The 15,105-nt window shown below is 67.0% G+C and carries 15 protein-coding genes, 1 pseudogene and 1 riboswitch; of the genes and pseudogenes, 6 read left to right on the top strand and 10 right to left on the bottom strand.

Annotated elements, in window-relative coordinates:
• The first annotated feature begins 27 nt into the window (after window positions 1-27).
• Window positions 28-1,539 carry an FAD-dependent monooxygenase gene (locus AC4ELH_RS16630; RefSeq protein WP_498885459.1) on the top strand — a complete coding sequence of 504 codons (1,512 nt, stop codon included), beginning with the start codon at window positions 28-30 and terminating at the stop codon, window positions 1,537-1,539.
• Entirely contained in the window at window positions 1,536-2,138 is a 603-nt protein-coding gene (locus AC4ELH_RS16625) for a TetR/AcrR family transcriptional regulator (protein WP_448445936.1), read from the top strand. Before AC4ELH_RS16630 ends, AC4ELH_RS16625 begins: the two co-directional genes overlap by 4 nt.
• Here the strand turns inward: AC4ELH_RS16625 and AC4ELH_RS16620 are convergent.
• Window positions 2,117-2,575, bottom strand: a complete 459-nt coding sequence (locus AC4ELH_RS16620) for a GbsR/MarR family transcriptional regulator (protein ID WP_064883282.1) — start codon at window positions 2,573-2,575, stop codon at window positions 2,117-2,119. The two genes, AC4ELH_RS16625 and AC4ELH_RS16620, sit on opposite strands and share 22 nt — an antisense overlap.
• Before the next feature lie 136 nt (window positions 2,576-2,711).
• Between AC4ELH_RS16620 and AC4ELH_RS16615 the strand changes: the two genes are divergently transcribed.
• Genes AC4ELH_RS16615 through AC4ELH_RS16605 form a run of 3 tightly spaced genes read left to right on the top strand, consistent with a single transcriptional unit; the run spans window position 2,712 to window position 5,049 of the window.
• Window positions 2,712-3,584, top strand: a complete 873-nt coding sequence (locus AC4ELH_RS16615) for an ABC transporter ATP-binding protein (protein WP_498885457.1) — start codon at window positions 2,712-2,714, stop codon at window positions 3,582-3,584.
• Complete coding sequence (locus AC4ELH_RS16610; protein ID WP_448445931.1) at window positions 3,581-4,294, top strand: fluoroquinolone export ABC transporter permease subunit; 714 nt, start codon at window positions 3,581-3,583, stop codon at window positions 4,292-4,294. The genes AC4ELH_RS16615 and AC4ELH_RS16610 overlap by 4 nt, the downstream gene beginning before the upstream one ends.
• Window positions 4,291-5,049, top strand: a complete 759-nt coding sequence (locus AC4ELH_RS16605; protein ID WP_064883205.1) for an Rv2686c family ABC transporter permease subunit — start codon at window positions 4,291-4,293, stop codon at window positions 5,047-5,049. The genes AC4ELH_RS16610 and AC4ELH_RS16605 overlap by 4 nt, the downstream gene beginning before the upstream one ends.
• Window positions 5,050-5,230: 181 nt before the next feature.
• Here AC4ELH_RS16605 and AC4ELH_RS16600 read toward each other — a convergent pair.
• Together AC4ELH_RS16600 and AC4ELH_RS16595 are read right to left on the bottom strand one after the other, a co-directional pair.
• Window positions 5,231-5,710, bottom strand: a pseudogene (locus AC4ELH_RS16600) (EamA family transporter); the annotation flags it as partial.
• Between the two features lie 233 nt (window positions 5,711-5,943).
• The gene (locus tag AC4ELH_RS16595) at window positions 5,944-6,555 is read right to left on the bottom strand and encodes a TetR/AcrR family transcriptional regulator (RefSeq protein WP_064959357.1); all 612 of its coding nucleotides are present in this window, start codon (window positions 6,553-6,555) and stop codon (window positions 5,944-5,946) included.
• Here AC4ELH_RS16595 and AC4ELH_RS16590 point away from each other — a divergent pair.
• Window positions 6,495-7,493 (top strand): P1 family peptidase, encoded by a 999-nt coding sequence (locus AC4ELH_RS16590; RefSeq protein ID WP_498885454.1) that lies wholly within the window; start codon window positions 6,495-6,497, stop codon window positions 7,491-7,493. The two genes, AC4ELH_RS16595 and AC4ELH_RS16590, sit on opposite strands and share 61 nt — an antisense overlap.
• Here AC4ELH_RS16590 and AC4ELH_RS16585 read toward each other — a convergent pair.
• From AC4ELH_RS16585 to AC4ELH_RS16555, 7 genes are all read right to left on the bottom strand, one after another.
• Entirely contained in the window at window positions 7,487-7,834 is a 348-nt protein-coding gene (locus AC4ELH_RS16585; protein ID WP_064959359.1) for a hypothetical protein, read from the bottom strand. The two genes, AC4ELH_RS16590 and AC4ELH_RS16585, sit on opposite strands and share 7 nt — an antisense overlap.
• Before the next feature lie 91 nt (window positions 7,835-7,925).
• Window positions 7,926-8,528: a dTDP-4-dehydrorhamnose 3,5-epimerase family protein gene (locus tag AC4ELH_RS16580; RefSeq protein WP_064883195.1), complete on the bottom strand. Its 603-nt coding sequence runs from the start codon at window positions 8,526-8,528 to the stop codon at window positions 7,926-7,928.
• On the bottom strand, window positions 8,525-9,520 hold the full coding sequence (rfbB, locus tag AC4ELH_RS16575) for a dTDP-glucose 4,6-dehydratase (protein WP_448445922.1): 996 nt from the start codon (window positions 9,518-9,520) through the stop codon (window positions 8,525-8,527). The genes AC4ELH_RS16580 and rfbB overlap by 4 nt, the downstream gene beginning before the upstream one ends.
• Window positions 9,521-9,580: 60 nt before the next feature.
• Window positions 9,581-10,432, bottom strand: a complete 852-nt coding sequence (locus AC4ELH_RS16570; protein ID WP_498885451.1) for an LLM class F420-dependent oxidoreductase — start codon at window positions 10,430-10,432, stop codon at window positions 9,581-9,583.
• A gap of 24 nt (window positions 10,433-10,456) precedes the next feature.
• Window positions 10,457-11,320, bottom strand: coding sequence for an LLM class F420-dependent oxidoreductase (locus AC4ELH_RS16565; protein WP_498885449.1), 864 nt, complete (start codon window positions 11,318-11,320; stop codon window positions 10,457-10,459).
• Between the two features lie 200 nt (window positions 11,321-11,520).
• On the bottom strand, window positions 11,521-13,008 hold the full coding sequence (locus AC4ELH_RS16560; RefSeq protein WP_498885447.1) for an ATP-binding protein: 1,488 nt from the start codon (window positions 13,006-13,008) through the stop codon (window positions 11,521-11,523).
• A gap of 33 nt (window positions 13,009-13,041) precedes the next feature.
• Complete coding sequence (locus AC4ELH_RS16555) at window positions 13,042-14,733, bottom strand: NAD(P)/FAD-dependent oxidoreductase (protein ID WP_064883185.1); 1,692 nt, start codon at window positions 14,731-14,733, stop codon at window positions 13,042-13,044.
• Window positions 14,734-14,905: 172 nt separating this feature from the next.
• Window positions 14,906-15,092, top strand: a riboswitch (cobalamin riboswitch).
• The last annotated feature ends 13 nt before the right edge of the window (window positions 15,093-15,105 follow it).

Genomic DNA, 15,105 nt, shown 5'->3' with positions numbered 1-15,105 from the left:
ACGGAACGGTATCGTTACTATATTCTTGTGTCCTTCTCGGATGAGAACCCTGATGTGATCGTGGTCGGCGCCGGCCCTACGGGGCTGACGTTGGCCTGCTCGTTGCGCCTACATGGCATCTCGGTCCGCGTCGTCGACCGCGCGCAGGGGCCGGCGATCACATCGCGGGCCAACTTCCTGCACGCGCGCGGCTCGGAAGTGCTGGGCCGCATCGGCGCGCTGGGAACGCTGCCCAGCGAGTCGTTACGCGCGATGCGCATCACCACCTATCTCGGCGACCGTCCCGTGATGACCCTGGAGTTCGGCGATCCCGGCATGCGGACCGCCGCACCGCCCATGGTGGTGTCGCAGGCCAAGGTCGAAGCGGCGCTGCGGGCCCGACTGGCCGAGCTCGGCGTCGAACCGGAATGGGGCCGGGGTTTGATCGCCGCGCGAGAGGACGGCGACGCCGTCGTTGCCGAACTGTCAGATGGTGAACGCGTCCGCGCGAAGTGGCTCGTCGGATGCGACGGCACCTCCAGCGTGACCAGGCAACAGGCGGCCATCGGGTTTCCCGGCGTCAAGCTCTCCGAACGTTTCCTGCTGGCTGACGTGCACCTGGATTGGGACGTGGACCGCAGCGGGACGACGGGGTGGATCCACCCCGACGGGTTGGTGGGCGCGATGCCGATGCCGGACCCGAGCGGTCGTGACGATCTGTGGCGCTTGTTCGTCTACGACCCCATCTCGGACCAAACGCCGAGCGACAACGAGATCCGCGCACGCATCGAATACGTTGTGCCGCAGCGGACCGGGCGCAGTGTCAGCGTCGGAGACGCCGAGTGGCTGTCGGTGTTCACCGTTCACCGCAGACTCGCCGACAGATACCGCAACGGGCGGATCCTCATCGCCGGGGACGCCGCGCACGCCCATGCGCCGTTCGGCGGGCAGGGCATGTTGACCGGTATAGGCGATGCCGAGAATCTGGCGTTCAAACTGGCCTTCGTGATACGAAAGCTGGCCTCCGACAAACTGATCGACACGTACGAGGCCGAGCGCAGGCCTCTGGCCACCGAAGTGCTGCGCGGGACCAGCGCGGTGACCCGGATGAACGTGGCCAGCAACCGGGTGGGCCGCTTCCTGCGCGACCAGGTGGCCATTCGACTGTTCGGCCTGTCGTTCATCCAGCGGTGGACGACGTACACCACATCGCAGCTGTGGGTGAGTTATCGGAAAGGTCCGCTCGGCGGTGGTGGCCACAAACCGCGACCAGGGGATCGCATTGCCGATCGGCAGTGCACGCGCGCGGACGGCACCGCCACCCGGTTGCACAGTGAGCTCGGCGGCCGTTGGGCGCTACTGTTGCCCGACGGCGTGCCCCATGACCTCGAACTCCTGCGGGTTCACCTAGGCGAATTCGTCGTGGCGCTGCACCACGGCGGCACCGAGGCCATGCTGATCAGGCCCGACGCCCACCTGGCTTGGCGGGGGAGTCCCGCCGACAAGGCCGGCCTCGACCGTTGGCTGGCAACAGCTTTGAGCTCAGGGTCGGTACGATGACCACGCCGCCCGGCCGGGGCCGGCCGCGCGATGCGGGCGCCGATCGCGCGATCCTGCAGGCAGCGCTGGACCTGTTCATCGAGCGTGGTGTCGAGGGTTCCAGCATCGAGCAGATCGCCAAGCGCGCCGGTGTCGGCAAGCCGACCATCTACCGGCGGTGGTCGACCAAGGAAGAGTTGATCGCTGCGGCGGTGGAGACGTTGATCGCCGAAGAGGTGGGCTGGGCCTCACCGGAGGAGATCGATGTCGAGTCGCCCTACGAACTCGTCGAGGCGGCCATAGAAAGCGCCGCCGTCACGACGACCACGCCGCACTACCGGGCGCTGGTCGCCCGAGTTCTCGGATCGGCGGTCAGCCATCCGGCGCTCATGGCGGTGTACTGGGACCGCTACATCGCGCCGCGCCGCAAGCTCGCCGCTCGCCTACTTGAGCGCGCACGCGAGTGTGGAACTGTGCCTGCCGAAACGGATTTCGACGTGTCGATCGACATGATGGTCGGTGCGATCACCTACCGCGTGCTGCAACCCGACCCGCCCGACACCGAGGAGATGCGCCGCTATCTGCGGGCCGTCTACCGTCAGGTTGGCTTGCTTCCCTGATCGTTCTGGTGCTGCCAGCGGTCGAGGACAGCGGGAAGTTCGGCCATCAGGAACGTGTAGAAATCGCGCATCTGCGTCAGTCGGTGATGGGCCGGGCTGGTGCGGTCAGCGGCGGCGATGCCGGTGTCCGCGGCGGCCTGCATTGCCGCGATCGTCTCGTTCTGGCTGGTGAACAGGACCGCCCAAGCGTCGTCGCGTAAGCGGAAGTGCTCACGCCGGCTTGCCGGGGCGGGAACCCGCTCGGCCAGGCCGACGGACGTGAGCATCTTGAGCGAACCCGAGATCGCCCCGGCGCTGGCCTGCAGGGTCTCGGCCAGTTCGGCCATCGTGACACTGGGTTGTTCGCTGAACAGCAGGGTGGCGAGCACGCGGGCGGTCATCTTCTGCATGCCGTGACTGCTGAGCACCAAGGCGAGTTGCTCAGCCGACTGCTGCAGATCTGTGGACTTTGACACCGCGAATCCTCCTCGTCAAGAAAAGGCTTCAATAATTACTGAAAGTTTAGTACAGTCATGTCCGGTGTTCCGGGAAGTCTGGTCGGAGATGTGATTTCGTCTGCGCGGAAGGGCACTGATGCACACAGCGACCGATGTCATCGACGTTCGGGGCTTGACTTTCACTTATCCCAAAGCAACTGAGCCGGCCGTACGCGGCATGGACTTCAGCGTCGCGCCGGGGGAGATCTTCGGGTTTCTGGGGCCCAGCGGCGCCGGAAAATCCACCACCCAGAAGCTGCTCATCGGGCTGCTGCGCGGGCATGGCGGCCAGGCCACGGTGTGGGGCCGGGACCCGCTGGACTGGGGGCCGGACTACTACCAGCGCGTGGGTGTGTCCTTCGAACTGCCCAACCACTATCACAAGCTCACCGGCCTGGAGAACCTCAGGTTCTTCGGCTCCCTCTATGACGGGCCGACGGCGGATCCGATGGAATTACTGGACGCGGTCGGTCTCGGTGATGCCGCCAACACCCGGGTTGCCAAGTACTCCAAGGGAATGCAGATGCGGCTGACGTTCGCACGGTCCCTGATCAACAACCCCGAGCTGCTGTTCCTCGACGAGCCCACCTCGGGGCTCGACCCGGTCACCGCCCGCAAGGTCAAGGACATCATCCTGGACCTCAAAGCGCGCGGCCGCACGATCTTCCTCACGACCCACGACATGTCCACGGCCGATGAACTGTGCGACCGGGTGGCCTTCGTCGTCGACGGCGCCATCGTCGCGCTCGACACCCCCGCCGAACTGAAGATCGCCCGCAGCCAACGGCGCGTCCGGGTGCAGTACCGCACTCCCGGCGGACTCGCCACCGCCGAGTACGGGATGGACGGTCTGGCGGACGATCCGGCATTCCATACGATCCTGCGTGAGCATCACGTCGAGACGATCCACAGTCGCGAAGCCAGTCTCAACGACGTCTTCGTCGAGGTCACCGGGCGGCGGTTGTCATGACCCGGTTGCTCACCGCGATCCGGCTGGAACTGACGGTGGCCAACCGGCAGAAGTTCCTGCACGCGGGTGTGTTCTCGGGCCTCATCTGGTTGGCGGTGCTGTTGCCGATGCCGCGCGACCTGCGCCCGGTCATGGAGCCCTACGTGCTCGCCGGCGACACCGCGATCATCGGCTTCTTCTTCATCGGCGGCTCGGTGTTCTTCGAGAAGCAGGAACGCACGCTCGGCGCGATCATCTCCACCCCGTTGCGCTTCTGGGAGTATCTGACAGCCAAACTATCTGTGCTGCTGGCTATCTCGTTGTTCGTGGCGATCGTGGTGTCGACCATCGCCGACGGCTTCACCTACCATCCGGTGCTGCTGGTCCTCGGGGTTGTCCTCGGCACCCTGCTGATGCTGCTGGTCGGGTTCATCACGTCGCTACCGTTCGCCTCGGTCACCGACTGGTTCCTGGCGGCCACCATCCCGCTGGCGGTCATGCTGGTACCCCCGCTGATCTACTACTCGGGGCTCTGGCCCAACCCGGTGCTGTACCTCGTGCCCACCCAGGGGCCGGTGTTGCTCCTGGGCGCGGCGTTCGACCAGGTGGCGTTGACGAGCTGGCAGATGCTCTATTCGGTGCTGTATCCCGTGTTGTCGCTCGTGGTCCTGTGGCGGACCGCTCACGTGCTGTTCGGCCGCTACGTCGTCGAAAGGTCGGGTGTGCTGTGACCGCGATATCGAGTTCCGCGACGGGCAGGGCCGTGGCCGCATTCGGCCGCAACGATATCCGGGGCACCTACCGAGATCCGCTGCTGGTCATGGTGGTGTTTGCGCCGGTGATCTGGACTTCGCTGGTGGCGGTCCTGACGCCCGAGGTCACTGAGATGCTGGCGCAGCGTTACGGCTTCGACCTCGTGCCGTACTACCCGTTGGTGCTGACCGCGTTTCTGCTGTTGACCAGCATCATCATCGCCGGGGGTCTGGGCGCGTTCCTGATGCTCGACGAGGTCGATGCCGGCACGATGACCGCACTGCGGGTGACGCCGGTTCCGATGACGACGTTCTTCGGGTATCGCGCGGGAACAGTGATGGTGGTCACCACCGTCTACGTGATCGCGACGCTGTCGTTCAGCGGTCTCCTGGAGCCGGGGCTGACCGGAGCGCTCGTTCCGATCGGGTTGGTCGCCGGCTTGTCGGCGGTGGTGACGCTACTTCTCATTGTCACCATGGCCGGCAACAAGATTCAGGGCATTGCGATGCTGCGTGCACTGGGCATGCTGATCGCGGGGCTGCCGTGCCTGCCCTGGTTCATCGACTCGTCGTGGAACCTGGCCTTCGGTGTGCTGCCGCCGTACTGGGCGGCCAAGGCGTTCTGGGTCGCCAGTGCGCACGGCACGTGGTGGCCGTATCTGCTGGGCGGCGTGGCATACAACCTCGCGATTGCCTGGCCGCTGTTCCGTCGTTTCCTCGCGAAGAACCGCTGACACTTTCCCGCACTGAAAAGCTCGCCGCTAGCCGAGCGGTTCGGCGGGACGCGGGTGTGCCGACCGCACCGCGCCGATACTGGCGACTGTCACCAGGGCTACGCCCAGGTAGCCGAGCACCCCCGATCTGCTGACCGAGCACCACCAGGCCGGCGAGCGCCGCGGTGACCGGTGACAGGCACGTCAGCACCGCGAACGTGGCAGGTGGAAGACGGCGCAGAGAGATCAACTCGAGCGAGTACGGGATGACCGACGACAGCACGCCGACCGCGGCGCCCACCCCGAGTACGCGCCAGTCCAGTGCGTTCAGGTGGACCGAGGCGACTGCGAACGGGGCGACGACGACTGCACCCATGGCGGTGGCAAGAGCCAGGCCGTCGACGCGACGGAACTCCACGGCGGTACGTGCAGACGCCAGGATGTAGCCGGCCCAGGCCACCCCCGCGGCGGCCGCGAATCCGAATCCGGTCGCCTCGAAATGCCCGCCGCCCCCGTGCGGCAGACCCAGTGCTGCGACGCCGGCGAAGGCGAGCAACGCCCACAGCCAAGCGGCCCGGCTCTTGCCGGTCACCACCGAAAGGATCAGCGGACCGAGGGCTTCGATGGTCACCGCGACGCCCAGTGGGATCCGCGCGATGGCCAGATAGAAGCAGAAATTCATCGCGCCGAGCGTCGCGGCCAGCGCGAGCGCCGCACCCCAGGCCTGACGAGTCAGGCCCCGCACGGTCGGGCGTACGGCCGCGCACAGGATCACGCCGGCCACCGCAAAGCGGGCGAACAACGCTCCTACGGTGCCGACCGCAGCGAAGAGTCCGACCGCGAACGCCGCCCCCACCTCCTGGCTGACCGCGGCGATCACCACCAGCAGCGCAGCCCCGAGCGGGGCGCGTGCGGTCACGCCGTCACCGGAAGCCGAGCCCCCGTCGCCAGTTCGGCATAGCCGCGCATCAGCCGCAGCGCGGTCGCGCGGTCGAGGTCGGGATCTCGTGCCACGATCCGGTACCCGAGATAGTCCTCCATCGACATGAGGGTCATCGCGATGTCACGGGTGGGCGAGGCGAGTGTGAAGATGCCTGCGGCGGAGCCTGTTTCGAGTATCTGGGCGTAGAGGTCGACCTGTCGGTGATAGATGTGCTGGATGTCGCGCCGTTGGTCGAGCACGAACCCGGCGGCCAACACCGCCCGCCAGATTGCCCGCCACTCGGCGTCCTCCGGTCCCGATGGCAGACCGGCGGCGATCATGAACGCGATCTGATCTCGCACATCCTCGGTGCGTTCCACCACCGCGAGGCGGTCGTCGTAGAACTTGCGGTCCGAGCGCTGCGCGAGCGCCGACAACAGCTGGTCCATCTCGCGGAAGTAGTAGCGCACGGCATTGGGGGTCAGGTTGAGCTCAGCTGCCACGTCGGCGATCCGCACGGTGTTCAGATCGTTGCGCTCGATCAGTGCGATCGTGGCGTCGAGGATCTCCTCGCGCCGTTGCGCTTGTCGATTCGGCCGTCCCACAGGTCACATCCTTACCGGTTTTCGCCGGGGCCCACCGGCTCAACGGCAACGGCGAGCTCACTGGTCTGGAATGGATCCGCGAATCCGGCGAGCTCACCACGCCCATCGCGCTGACCAACACCCACAGCGTCGGTGTCGTCCGCGATGCGCTGGTCTCGGCGCAGGTGCAGGCCCGCGGCGACGGGTTGTACTGGTCTCTGCCGGTGGTCGGAGAGACCTACGACGGGCTGCTGAACGACTGCAACGGTCACCACGTCCAGGCCGAGCACGTGTTCGCCGCACTCGCCGATGCCTCGGACGGGCCGGTCGGTGAAGGCAATGTCGGTGGCGGGACCGGGATGATCTGCCACGGCTTCAAAGGTGGTATCGGCACCGCATCGCGGGTCACCGACACCGTGGGCGGGCAGTACACCGTCGGCGTACTGGTGCAGGCGAATCATGGTCGGCGGGAACGACTTCGGGTCAACGGTGTGCCGGTCGGGGAGATGGTGGGGCCCGAACTGGTGCCGACGCCGGATCTGCCGATCCCTTACCCGGCCGGCTCCGGCTCGATCATCGTCGTCGTCGCCACCGATGCGCCGATGCTGCCGCATCAATGCACCAGACTTGCCCAACGCTCCGCCTTGGCGATCGGCCGGGTGGGCGGAACAGGTGAGCAGTACAGCGGCGACATGATGCTGGCGTTCTCGACCGGCAACCGGGGAATCCCGCCCTACGGATGGGACGAGAACCCCGACGCCAACCGGCCCGAAATCGGGGTGCGCATGGTGGCACCGCAGCTGATGACCCGGTTGTTCGACCTGGCCATCGAAGCCACGGAGGAGGCCATCGTCAACGCGTTGGTGGCGGCCGAGACCATGACGGGCCGGGGTGGGTTGACCGCGCACGCACTCGACCACAAGCTGCTGCACTCCGCACTGGTGCTGGAAGGTCATTGACCTAGGTCGGCGGGGCCGCACGGCCGGGGGAGGAACAGCGACCAGCACATGTTCGGCGGCTGCCACGGATACGGAGGCGGCGGGTTGTCGCCTTCCCACACAGTGGACGAGACGTTGCCCTGACCTTGGTTGACGTAGTGGTAGCTGTGGCAGACGTTCCAGTCCCAGCTCGGCCTCGCATCCGCAGGCGTGTTGAACCCACCGCCGTAACCGCCCGGTTCATCGCCGGGGCACCACTGGTACGGGCCGCCGGCCAGGGCGGTCGCCGCGCACACCAAGCTGGTCAGGGCCAGGCCACCGGACACCAGCAAGGTCGCCGTCAACTGGGAAGCTCGGTTCATGGTGGGTCTCGTTTCGTCGGGCACGCCTGCGCTGATGCGCCCATCGTCGCCCCACCGGGCTGTCCCGTATGCAGTAGCGGACTACCTCAATTCAGCCCCGGACGCGGGCGCGCAGCTGTTCGACGAAGGAACGGGCCTCGTCCCACGTCGGCAACAGGCCGGCCGCGCGCACCTGCTCCAGCGTCGGGGCGGCAGCGTCGCGTTCGGAAAGGACCGGCTCGTCGATCGGCCAGTCGATCCCGAGATCGGTGGCCAGGATGGTGTGTTCCCGCTCGGGGCTGTACGGCGCCGAACACAGATACATCACCGTCGAGGAATCCTCCATCGACAGGAAGGCGTGGCCGAGGCCCTCCGACAGGTAGACCGATCGCCGGCTGTGCTCGTCGAGCAGCACCGAATCCCATTGCCCGAAAGTCGGGGAACCCACGCGGATGTCGACCACGACGTCGAGCACCGCGCCGCGCACACACGTCACATACTTGGCCTGACTGGGCGGCAGCTCGGAGAAATGCACCCCGCGCAGCACCCCGGCCGCCGACACCGAGCAGTTGGCCTGCCGCAGATCGAAACGGTGTCCGGTCATCTCGGCGAACCCGGCCTCGGTGAACCACTCGAAGAACAGCCCGCGTGCATCGCCGTGCAGCTTCGGTGTGATCTCCCAGGCGCCGGGGATGGTCAGCTCGCGCGTGGTCACTGGCCGCGCCCCGAGTACGCGTCCTCCACGCCCGTTTTCAATGGACCCCACCAGGATTCGTTGTTGCGATACCAGTCGATGGTGTCTGCGAGTCCTTCTTCGAAATCGGTGTGCTTGGGCGCCCAGCCCAGTTCGTCGTGCAGCGTCGACGGGTCGATGGCGTAGCGCAGGTCGTGGCCCTCCCGATCGGTCACATGGTCGAAGTCGTCGGGATCACGGCCCATCAAGCGCAGCAGCGTGCGCATCACCGTGAGGTTGCTGCGCTCGCACTCCGCCCCGATCAGGTACGTCTGCCCGACGCGGCCGTCGGTCAGGATCTGCCAGACCGCCCGGTTGTGGTCGTCCACGTGGATCCAGTCGCGCACGTTGGCGCCGGTGCCGTAGAGCTTGGGGCGCCTGCCGGTGAGCACGTTGGTGATCTGGCGCGGGATGAACTTCTCCACATGCTGGTAGGGCCCGTAGTTGTTGGAGCAGTTCGAGATCGTCGCCGGCACGCGATACGACCGCACCCAGGCCCGCACCAGCAGATCGGCGGCGGCCTTGGTCGACGAGTACGGGCTCGACGGGTTGTACGGCGTGGTTTCGGTGAACCGCGCCGGGTCGTCGAGCTCAAGATCGCCGTACACCTCGTCGGTGGAGATGTGGTGCAACCGGACCCCGTGGGCCCGGACCGCCTCCAACACCGTGAACGTGCCGACGACGTTGCTGTGCAGGAACGGTTGCGGGTTCGCCAAGGCATTGTCGACGTGCGTTTCCGCGGCGAAGTGCACGACGGCGTCGGCCTCGGCCACCAACTGGTTCACCAGGGCCGCGTCGGCGATGTCGCCCTGCACCAACCGGACCTGGTCGGCGACCCCCGCCAGGGACTCCCGGCTGCCCGCATAGGTCATCGCATCGAGCACCGTGACCGACGTGGTCAGCGCCTCGCCGACAGCGAGGCGCACGAAGTTCGCGCCGATGAACCCGGCGCCGCCGGTGACCAGTAGTCGCATGCGCCAACCCTATCGGGCGGTGTCGTCATATCCGCACGATCGTCGGCCCTGACTGTGCGGCTACCCCGTCAGGCCGAGCGGCCCGGCCAATTCGGTCAACGTCGGGATCAGCTTGTCCGGACCGCCGAGAACCTGGATCGCGACATGATCGGCACCGTTGGCGACGTGTTGCTGCAGGCGCGCGGCAATGTCACCGGCGGTTCCGTGCGCGACGACCGCGTCGATCAGCTTGTCGCTACCCGGCTTGGCGATGTCGTCCTCGGTGAAACCCAACCGGCGCCAGTTGTTGAGGTAATTGCTCAGGTTCAGATAGAAGTCGACGGTCTTGCGTCCGATCGCACGGGCTGCCGCGCTGTCGGTGCTCTGCACCACCTTGTGCTCAGGCGCCAGGAACACCGACTCGCCCAGCACGTCGCGGGCGTGCGCGGTGTGCTCGGGCGTCGTGAGGTACGGGTGGGCGCCCGCGCTGCGCCGTGCCGACAGCTTCAGCACTTTGTCACCCAGCGCGGCGATCACCAGCCGACTGGTCGGCACCTTGGCCGCGTCCAGTGCGTCGAGGTACTCCACCAACGCGTCGTAGGGCTTGCGGTATTCGTCGGTGTGCTCTGGATGCCCGACCCCGACGCCGAGCAGGAACCGGCCCGGATACGCGGCCTCGATGCGGTGGAACGATTCGGCGACCGCCGCGGCGTCGGCCGTCCAGATGTTGACGATGCCGGTGGCCAACTGCAGCGTCTGCGTGCGTTCCAGGATGGGTTCGGCGAAAGACAGATCGGCGGCCGGCGAACCGCCGACCCACAGCGCGCCGTACCCGAGCTTCTCGACCTCGGCGGCCTGCTCGGGCTGCACCGCCCCGAACGTCCACACGCCGTAGCGGCCCAGATCCGGCTTGAGTGAGAGCGATTCGGTCATCTGAGCGTCCTTTTCTCTGGTCCTCTAGGCCAGGCCGAGCGGCCCGGCGAGTTCGGCCAGTGCCGGTACCAGTTTGTCCGGTGACGTCAACACTTGCACAGGTACGTGGTCGGCGCCCGCATCACGGTGCTGCCGCAGCCGGGCCGCCACGTCCTCCACCGTGCCATGCGCGACGACCGCGTCGATGAACCGGTCACTGCCCGGCTTGGCCAGATCCTCGTCGGTGAACCCGAGCCGTTTGAAGTTGTTGAGGTAGTTGGACAGTCCGAGATAGATGTCGAGCGCCTTGCGGCCGACGGCGCGCGCCTTGTCCTGATCGGTGGTCAGCACCACCTTGTGCTCGGGGGCCAGAAACGCTGCGGGCCCGATCAACTCGCGGGCCGTCGCGGTGTGTTCCGGGGTGGTCAGGTACGGGTGCGCGCCGGCGGAGCGGGCCGCCGACAGTTGCAGCACCTTGGGTCCGAGCGCGGCCACCACGCGGCGGTGCCGCGGCACGCCGTACTCATCGAGCCTGTCCAGATAATCGGTGAGCGCATCGAGCGGTTTGCGGTATTCGCCGATCGCCTCACGGTGCCCGACGCCGATGCCGAGCAGGAACCGGCCCGGATAGGCCGTCTCGATGCGGTGGAACGATCCTGCCACCGCCTCGGCGTCGGCTGACCAGATGTTCACGATGCCGGTGGCCAGCTGCAAAGTGTCGGTGGCGGCCAGGATCGGGTCGATCCACTCCAGCTCGGCAGGCGGTGATCCGCCGGCCCAGATCGCGCCGTAACCCAGCGCCTCGATGTCGCGCAACTGCTCGGGCGACAGTTGTTGGAACTGCAGGTAGTGGCCGAACGCACCGAACGTGCCGAGATCGGGCTTGGCGCCCACCGTGGTCTGGGTCATGAACGTCTCAACCGGTGTGTGGGTGGGGGCTATTCCGGGCGAATCACGCTGATTCTGGATCTGGTCGGGCCGGCGCCGCCCGCCTTGGTCACTCCAGCGTGACGCTCGACGCTGAGCGCCACTCCAGCGTGACGCTCGACGCTGAGCGCCACTCCAGCGTGACAATCACAGGCGAACCGGCACGGCAGATCTGCCCGGCATCACTCCGACGCTGGAGTCTCCGCGGCCTGGCCCTCGGGCGCCGGCGCCTGCAGCGGCAACAGCACGATGAACCGGGTGTCACCCGGCTCGGACTGCACCCGCAGATCCCCGTGGTGCTTTTCCACCACGATGCGCCAGGCCAGGTCCAAGCCCAGGCCGGTGCCCTCGCCGAACGGCTTGGTGGTGAAGAACGGCGTGAAGATCCGGTTGATGTCCTCGGCCGGAATGCCCGGCCCGTCGTCGCAGATCTCCACCCGGATCATCTCGTCGGTCTCCCGGCTCGTGCGCAGCGTCAGCGTTCCGTGACCGTCCATCGCCTGGATGGCGTTGTCGATGATGTTGGTCCACACCTGATTGAGATCGCCTGGGTAGCAATGCAATTCGGGCAGCGACTTGTCAAGATCCTTGCACAGGCTGACGGGCTTGTCCTTGCCGATCTTGTCGCCGAACATCATCAGCGTGCTGCGCAGCAGTTCGTGGACGTCGGCGCTCTGATAGTCGCCGCGGTCCATCTGCGAATACTGCTTGGCGCCGGCCAACAGCGCCGAGATCCGCTTGCTCGCCTCGGCGATCTCGTTCATCCGCAGTTCGGTGTCGATGGTGTACTTCAGCCAACCCAGGGCCGCCTGCAGCGTCGCCGACGCCTCCCCGTCTTTGAGCGCATCGTCGACGGACGCCGAGATACGTTCCAGCCAGTCGATGTCGAGACCGGCTTCGACGAAGGTCGGGGCATAGTCCCAGGCACCCACGATGTCGTGGTCCTCGAGCCAGTCGCCCATCTCGTCCTCGCGATCGGAGGTCTCCAGCGCCGTGAGCTCCAGCCCCTTGTGCTTGGCGACCTGCTCGGCGACCTCGTCCTGGATGGTCACCAGCATCCGCAGCGCCTGCGGGGTGAACTTGCCGTCGGCCAGCATCGCCAGCTTGTGCCGCATCTTGCCGACGCCCTCGCGCAGGTCGGCCACGGCACGGGCGGTGGCCGCCGCCGGGTTGTTCAGCTGATGGGTCAGGCCCGCGGTGATGTTGCCGAGCGCCAGCAGCTTCTCGCGCTGACCGATGATCTGGCTCTGCCGACGACCACCGACCTTGTGTCCCTCCAGCAGGTGCACCGCCATCGGGAACTGGGATTGCATGAACCCCGCGAAGGCATTGGCGTCCAGGACGAACACCCGCGACGGCTTCGTCAGGCGCACCGACGCCTCGTAGACGTGTTCCTCGCCGGGGATGTAGGCCGACCAAGCGCCGAAGTACACGCCGCGCATCGAGGTGCGGTTGGTCTGGATGTCGACGCCGCCGGAGCGCTTCGACATCACCAGCTCACCGTCGAGCATCACGTAGAAGCACGTCGCCGGATCACCCTCGGTGACGATCGGGCCTGCCGGGAACGTCTCGATGCTGCCGGCCTGGCACAACGTGTCGAGCTGCCCGTCGGACAAATGCTCGAACAGGAACAGTATTCTCAGTTCGTCCCGCACGCAGGTCTCGCCCATATCCGTCCTCAACTCCTCAGGCCTCGCCGGCCATCACGCTTCTGCCAGGTAGCGGTGCACCAACATGACCGCCATCGACCCTTCGCCGACGGCGGCGGCCACCCGCTTGGCGGACTCGGCACGCACATCTCCTGCAACAAACACACCGGGCACACTTGTTTCCAGGTGATGTGGCGGACGTTCCAGCCCCCAGCCGCACACGTCGCGCAGGTCGGGGCCGGCCAGGATGAACCCGTGGTCGTCGCGGGCCACCACGCCGTCGAGCCAGTCGGTGCGCGGGGTCGCGCCGATGAAGCAGCACAGGCGCGTCGCAGGCACCTCCTCGTGCTCGCCGGTCTGCCTGTTCACCAGCTCGAGTCCCACCAGATGATCGTCCTCACCGATGGCGCCGACCACCTCGGTGCAGGTGCGGACGTGGATGTTCGGCGTCTGCTCGATCTGCTGGATCAGGTAGAACGACATCGACGCTTCCAGCGACGGTCCGCGCACCAGCAGCGTGACCGACTTGGCCTCGCGCGACATGAACATCGCGGCCTGCCCGGCGGAGTTGGCGCCGCCGACGATGTAGACGTCCTCTCCCTTGCACTCGGAGGCGTCGGACACCGAGGCCCCGTAGTAGACCCCGCGGCCGACGTAGTTGTTCGGGTTGTCGGGATCGGTCCAACAGCCGGGCACCGGGAGCTGGCGGTACTCGACGCCGGTGGCCAGGATGACCGCGCGGGCGCCGATGGTCTCCCCGTCGGCGAAGGTGATGGTGCGGGCCGCGCCCGCGATGTCGAGCGCGACGGCTTCGCGGGTGGTGATCACCTCGGCGCCGAAGCGCTCGGCCTGTCGGCGGGCCGAGGTGGCCAGTTCGGCTCCCGACACCCCGGTCGGGAAGCCCAGATAGTTCTCGATCCGCGAACTGCGGCCGGCCTGCCCACCGGTGGTGGTGCCCTCGATCAGCACCGTCCGCAGGCCCTCGGAGGCGCCGTACACCGCGGCGGCAAGGCCTGCCGGGCCACCGCCGATCACCGCGAGGTCGTACATGGTCAGTGATGGGGTGGTCGACAGACCCAGCATGTCGGCGAGCTCACCGTCACTCGGTTCGACCAGCGTCTCGCCGCCCTCGGTGATCACCACGGGAAGTTGCAGGCCGTCGAGCCCCGCGGCCTCCAGGAGCTGGCGGCCCATCGGCTCGTCGGTGGTGAACGCACGGAAGGTGTGCTGGTTGCGGGCCAGGAACTGGCGCACCTCCCAGGACCGCGAACTCCACTGGTGGCCGATCACCTTGGTGTGCGGGATGGCCCGGTCGCCGACGGTGTGCCACTGCTCCAGCAGGCCGTCGATCACCGGGTACAGCTTCTCCTCGGGCGGATCCCACGGCTTGAGCAGGTAGTGGTCGAGGTCGACGACGTTGATGGCGTCGATCGCGGCGGTGGTGTCGGCATATGCCGTCAACAGCACACGCCGGGCCATCGGGTAGAGGTCCATCGCGGATTCGAGGAATTCGATGCCGCTCATCTGCGGCATCCGGTAGTCGGCGACGAACACCGCGACGGTGTCGCCACGCAGCTTCAGTTCGTTGAGGGTCTCCAGGGCGTCCGGGCCGGATTCGGCGCGCACGATCCGGTACCGCTCGCCGTAGTGACGGCGTAGGTCCCGAGCAACTGCGCGGGACACCGCGGGATCGTCGTCGACGGTCAGGATTACGGGTTTACGGGGCTGGGAGGCGGGGCCGGTCATCGCTGCTAATTATGCGCCCCGCCGCAGCGGCGCGTCGGCCGCCTCGGTGGCCTGTGGCTACGCGACGCAACGACGCGAGGCAACGACGCGAGCCAACTACGCGAGGCAACGGCGCGAGCCAACGACGCGAGGCAACACTGTGGGCGTCGGCCAACGAGTCAAAGGCCTGCGCCGGCACGGCATGTAAGAATGTCGCCGGTAAGGCGATGACGACAGTGAGGAAGCCGGTGCGAATCCGGCGCGGTCCCGCCACTGTCATCGGGGAGTGACCCTCATCGGCCACGGCTCTCAAAGGGGCTGGAAGGCGAGGCGAACGGTGATCCGAAAGCCAGGAGACTCACGTCATCGCGTCCTGCGATCCGGGGCGGTGTA

This window comes from Mycobacterium shunyiense (assembly GCF_058270075.1).
This window is presented reverse-complemented; position numbering and strand designations above follow the sequence as displayed.

Bases quoted from the DNA above. Each gene is read 5' to 3' on its own strand.
- AC4ELH_RS16625 (WP_448445936.1), top strand. From the start codon at position 1,536: ATGACCACGCCGCCCGGCCGGGGCCGGCCGCGCGATGCGGGCGCCGAT.
- AC4ELH_RS16615 (WP_498885457.1), top strand. From the start codon at position 2,712: ATGCACACAGCGACCGATGTCATCGACGTTCGGGGCTTGACTTTCACT.
- AC4ELH_RS16610 (WP_448445931.1), top strand. From the start codon at position 3,581: ATGACCCGGTTGCTCACCGCGATCCGGCTGGAACTGACGGTGGCCAAC.
- AC4ELH_RS16585 (WP_064959359.1), bottom strand. From the start codon at position 7,834: ATGAACCGAGCTTCCCAGTTGACGGCGACCTTGCTGGTGTCCGGTGGC.
- rfbB (WP_448445922.1), bottom strand. From the start codon at position 9,520: ATGCGACTACTGGTCACCGGCGGCGCCGGGTTCATCGGCGCGAACTTC.
- AC4ELH_RS16570 (WP_498885451.1), bottom strand. From the start codon at position 10,432: ATGACCGAATCGCTCTCACTCAAGCCGGATCTGGGCCGCTACGGCGTG.
- AC4ELH_RS16565 (WP_498885449.1), bottom strand. From the start codon at position 11,320: ATGACCCAGACCACGGTGGGCGCCAAGCCCGATCTCGGCACGTTCGGT.
- AC4ELH_RS16560 (WP_498885447.1), bottom strand. From the start codon at position 13,008: ATGGGCGAGACCTGCGTGCGGGACGAACTGAGAATACTGTTCCTGTTC.
- AC4ELH_RS16555 (WP_064883185.1), bottom strand. From the start codon at position 14,733: ATGACCGGCCCCGCCTCCCAGCCCCGTAAACCCGTAATCCTGACCGTC.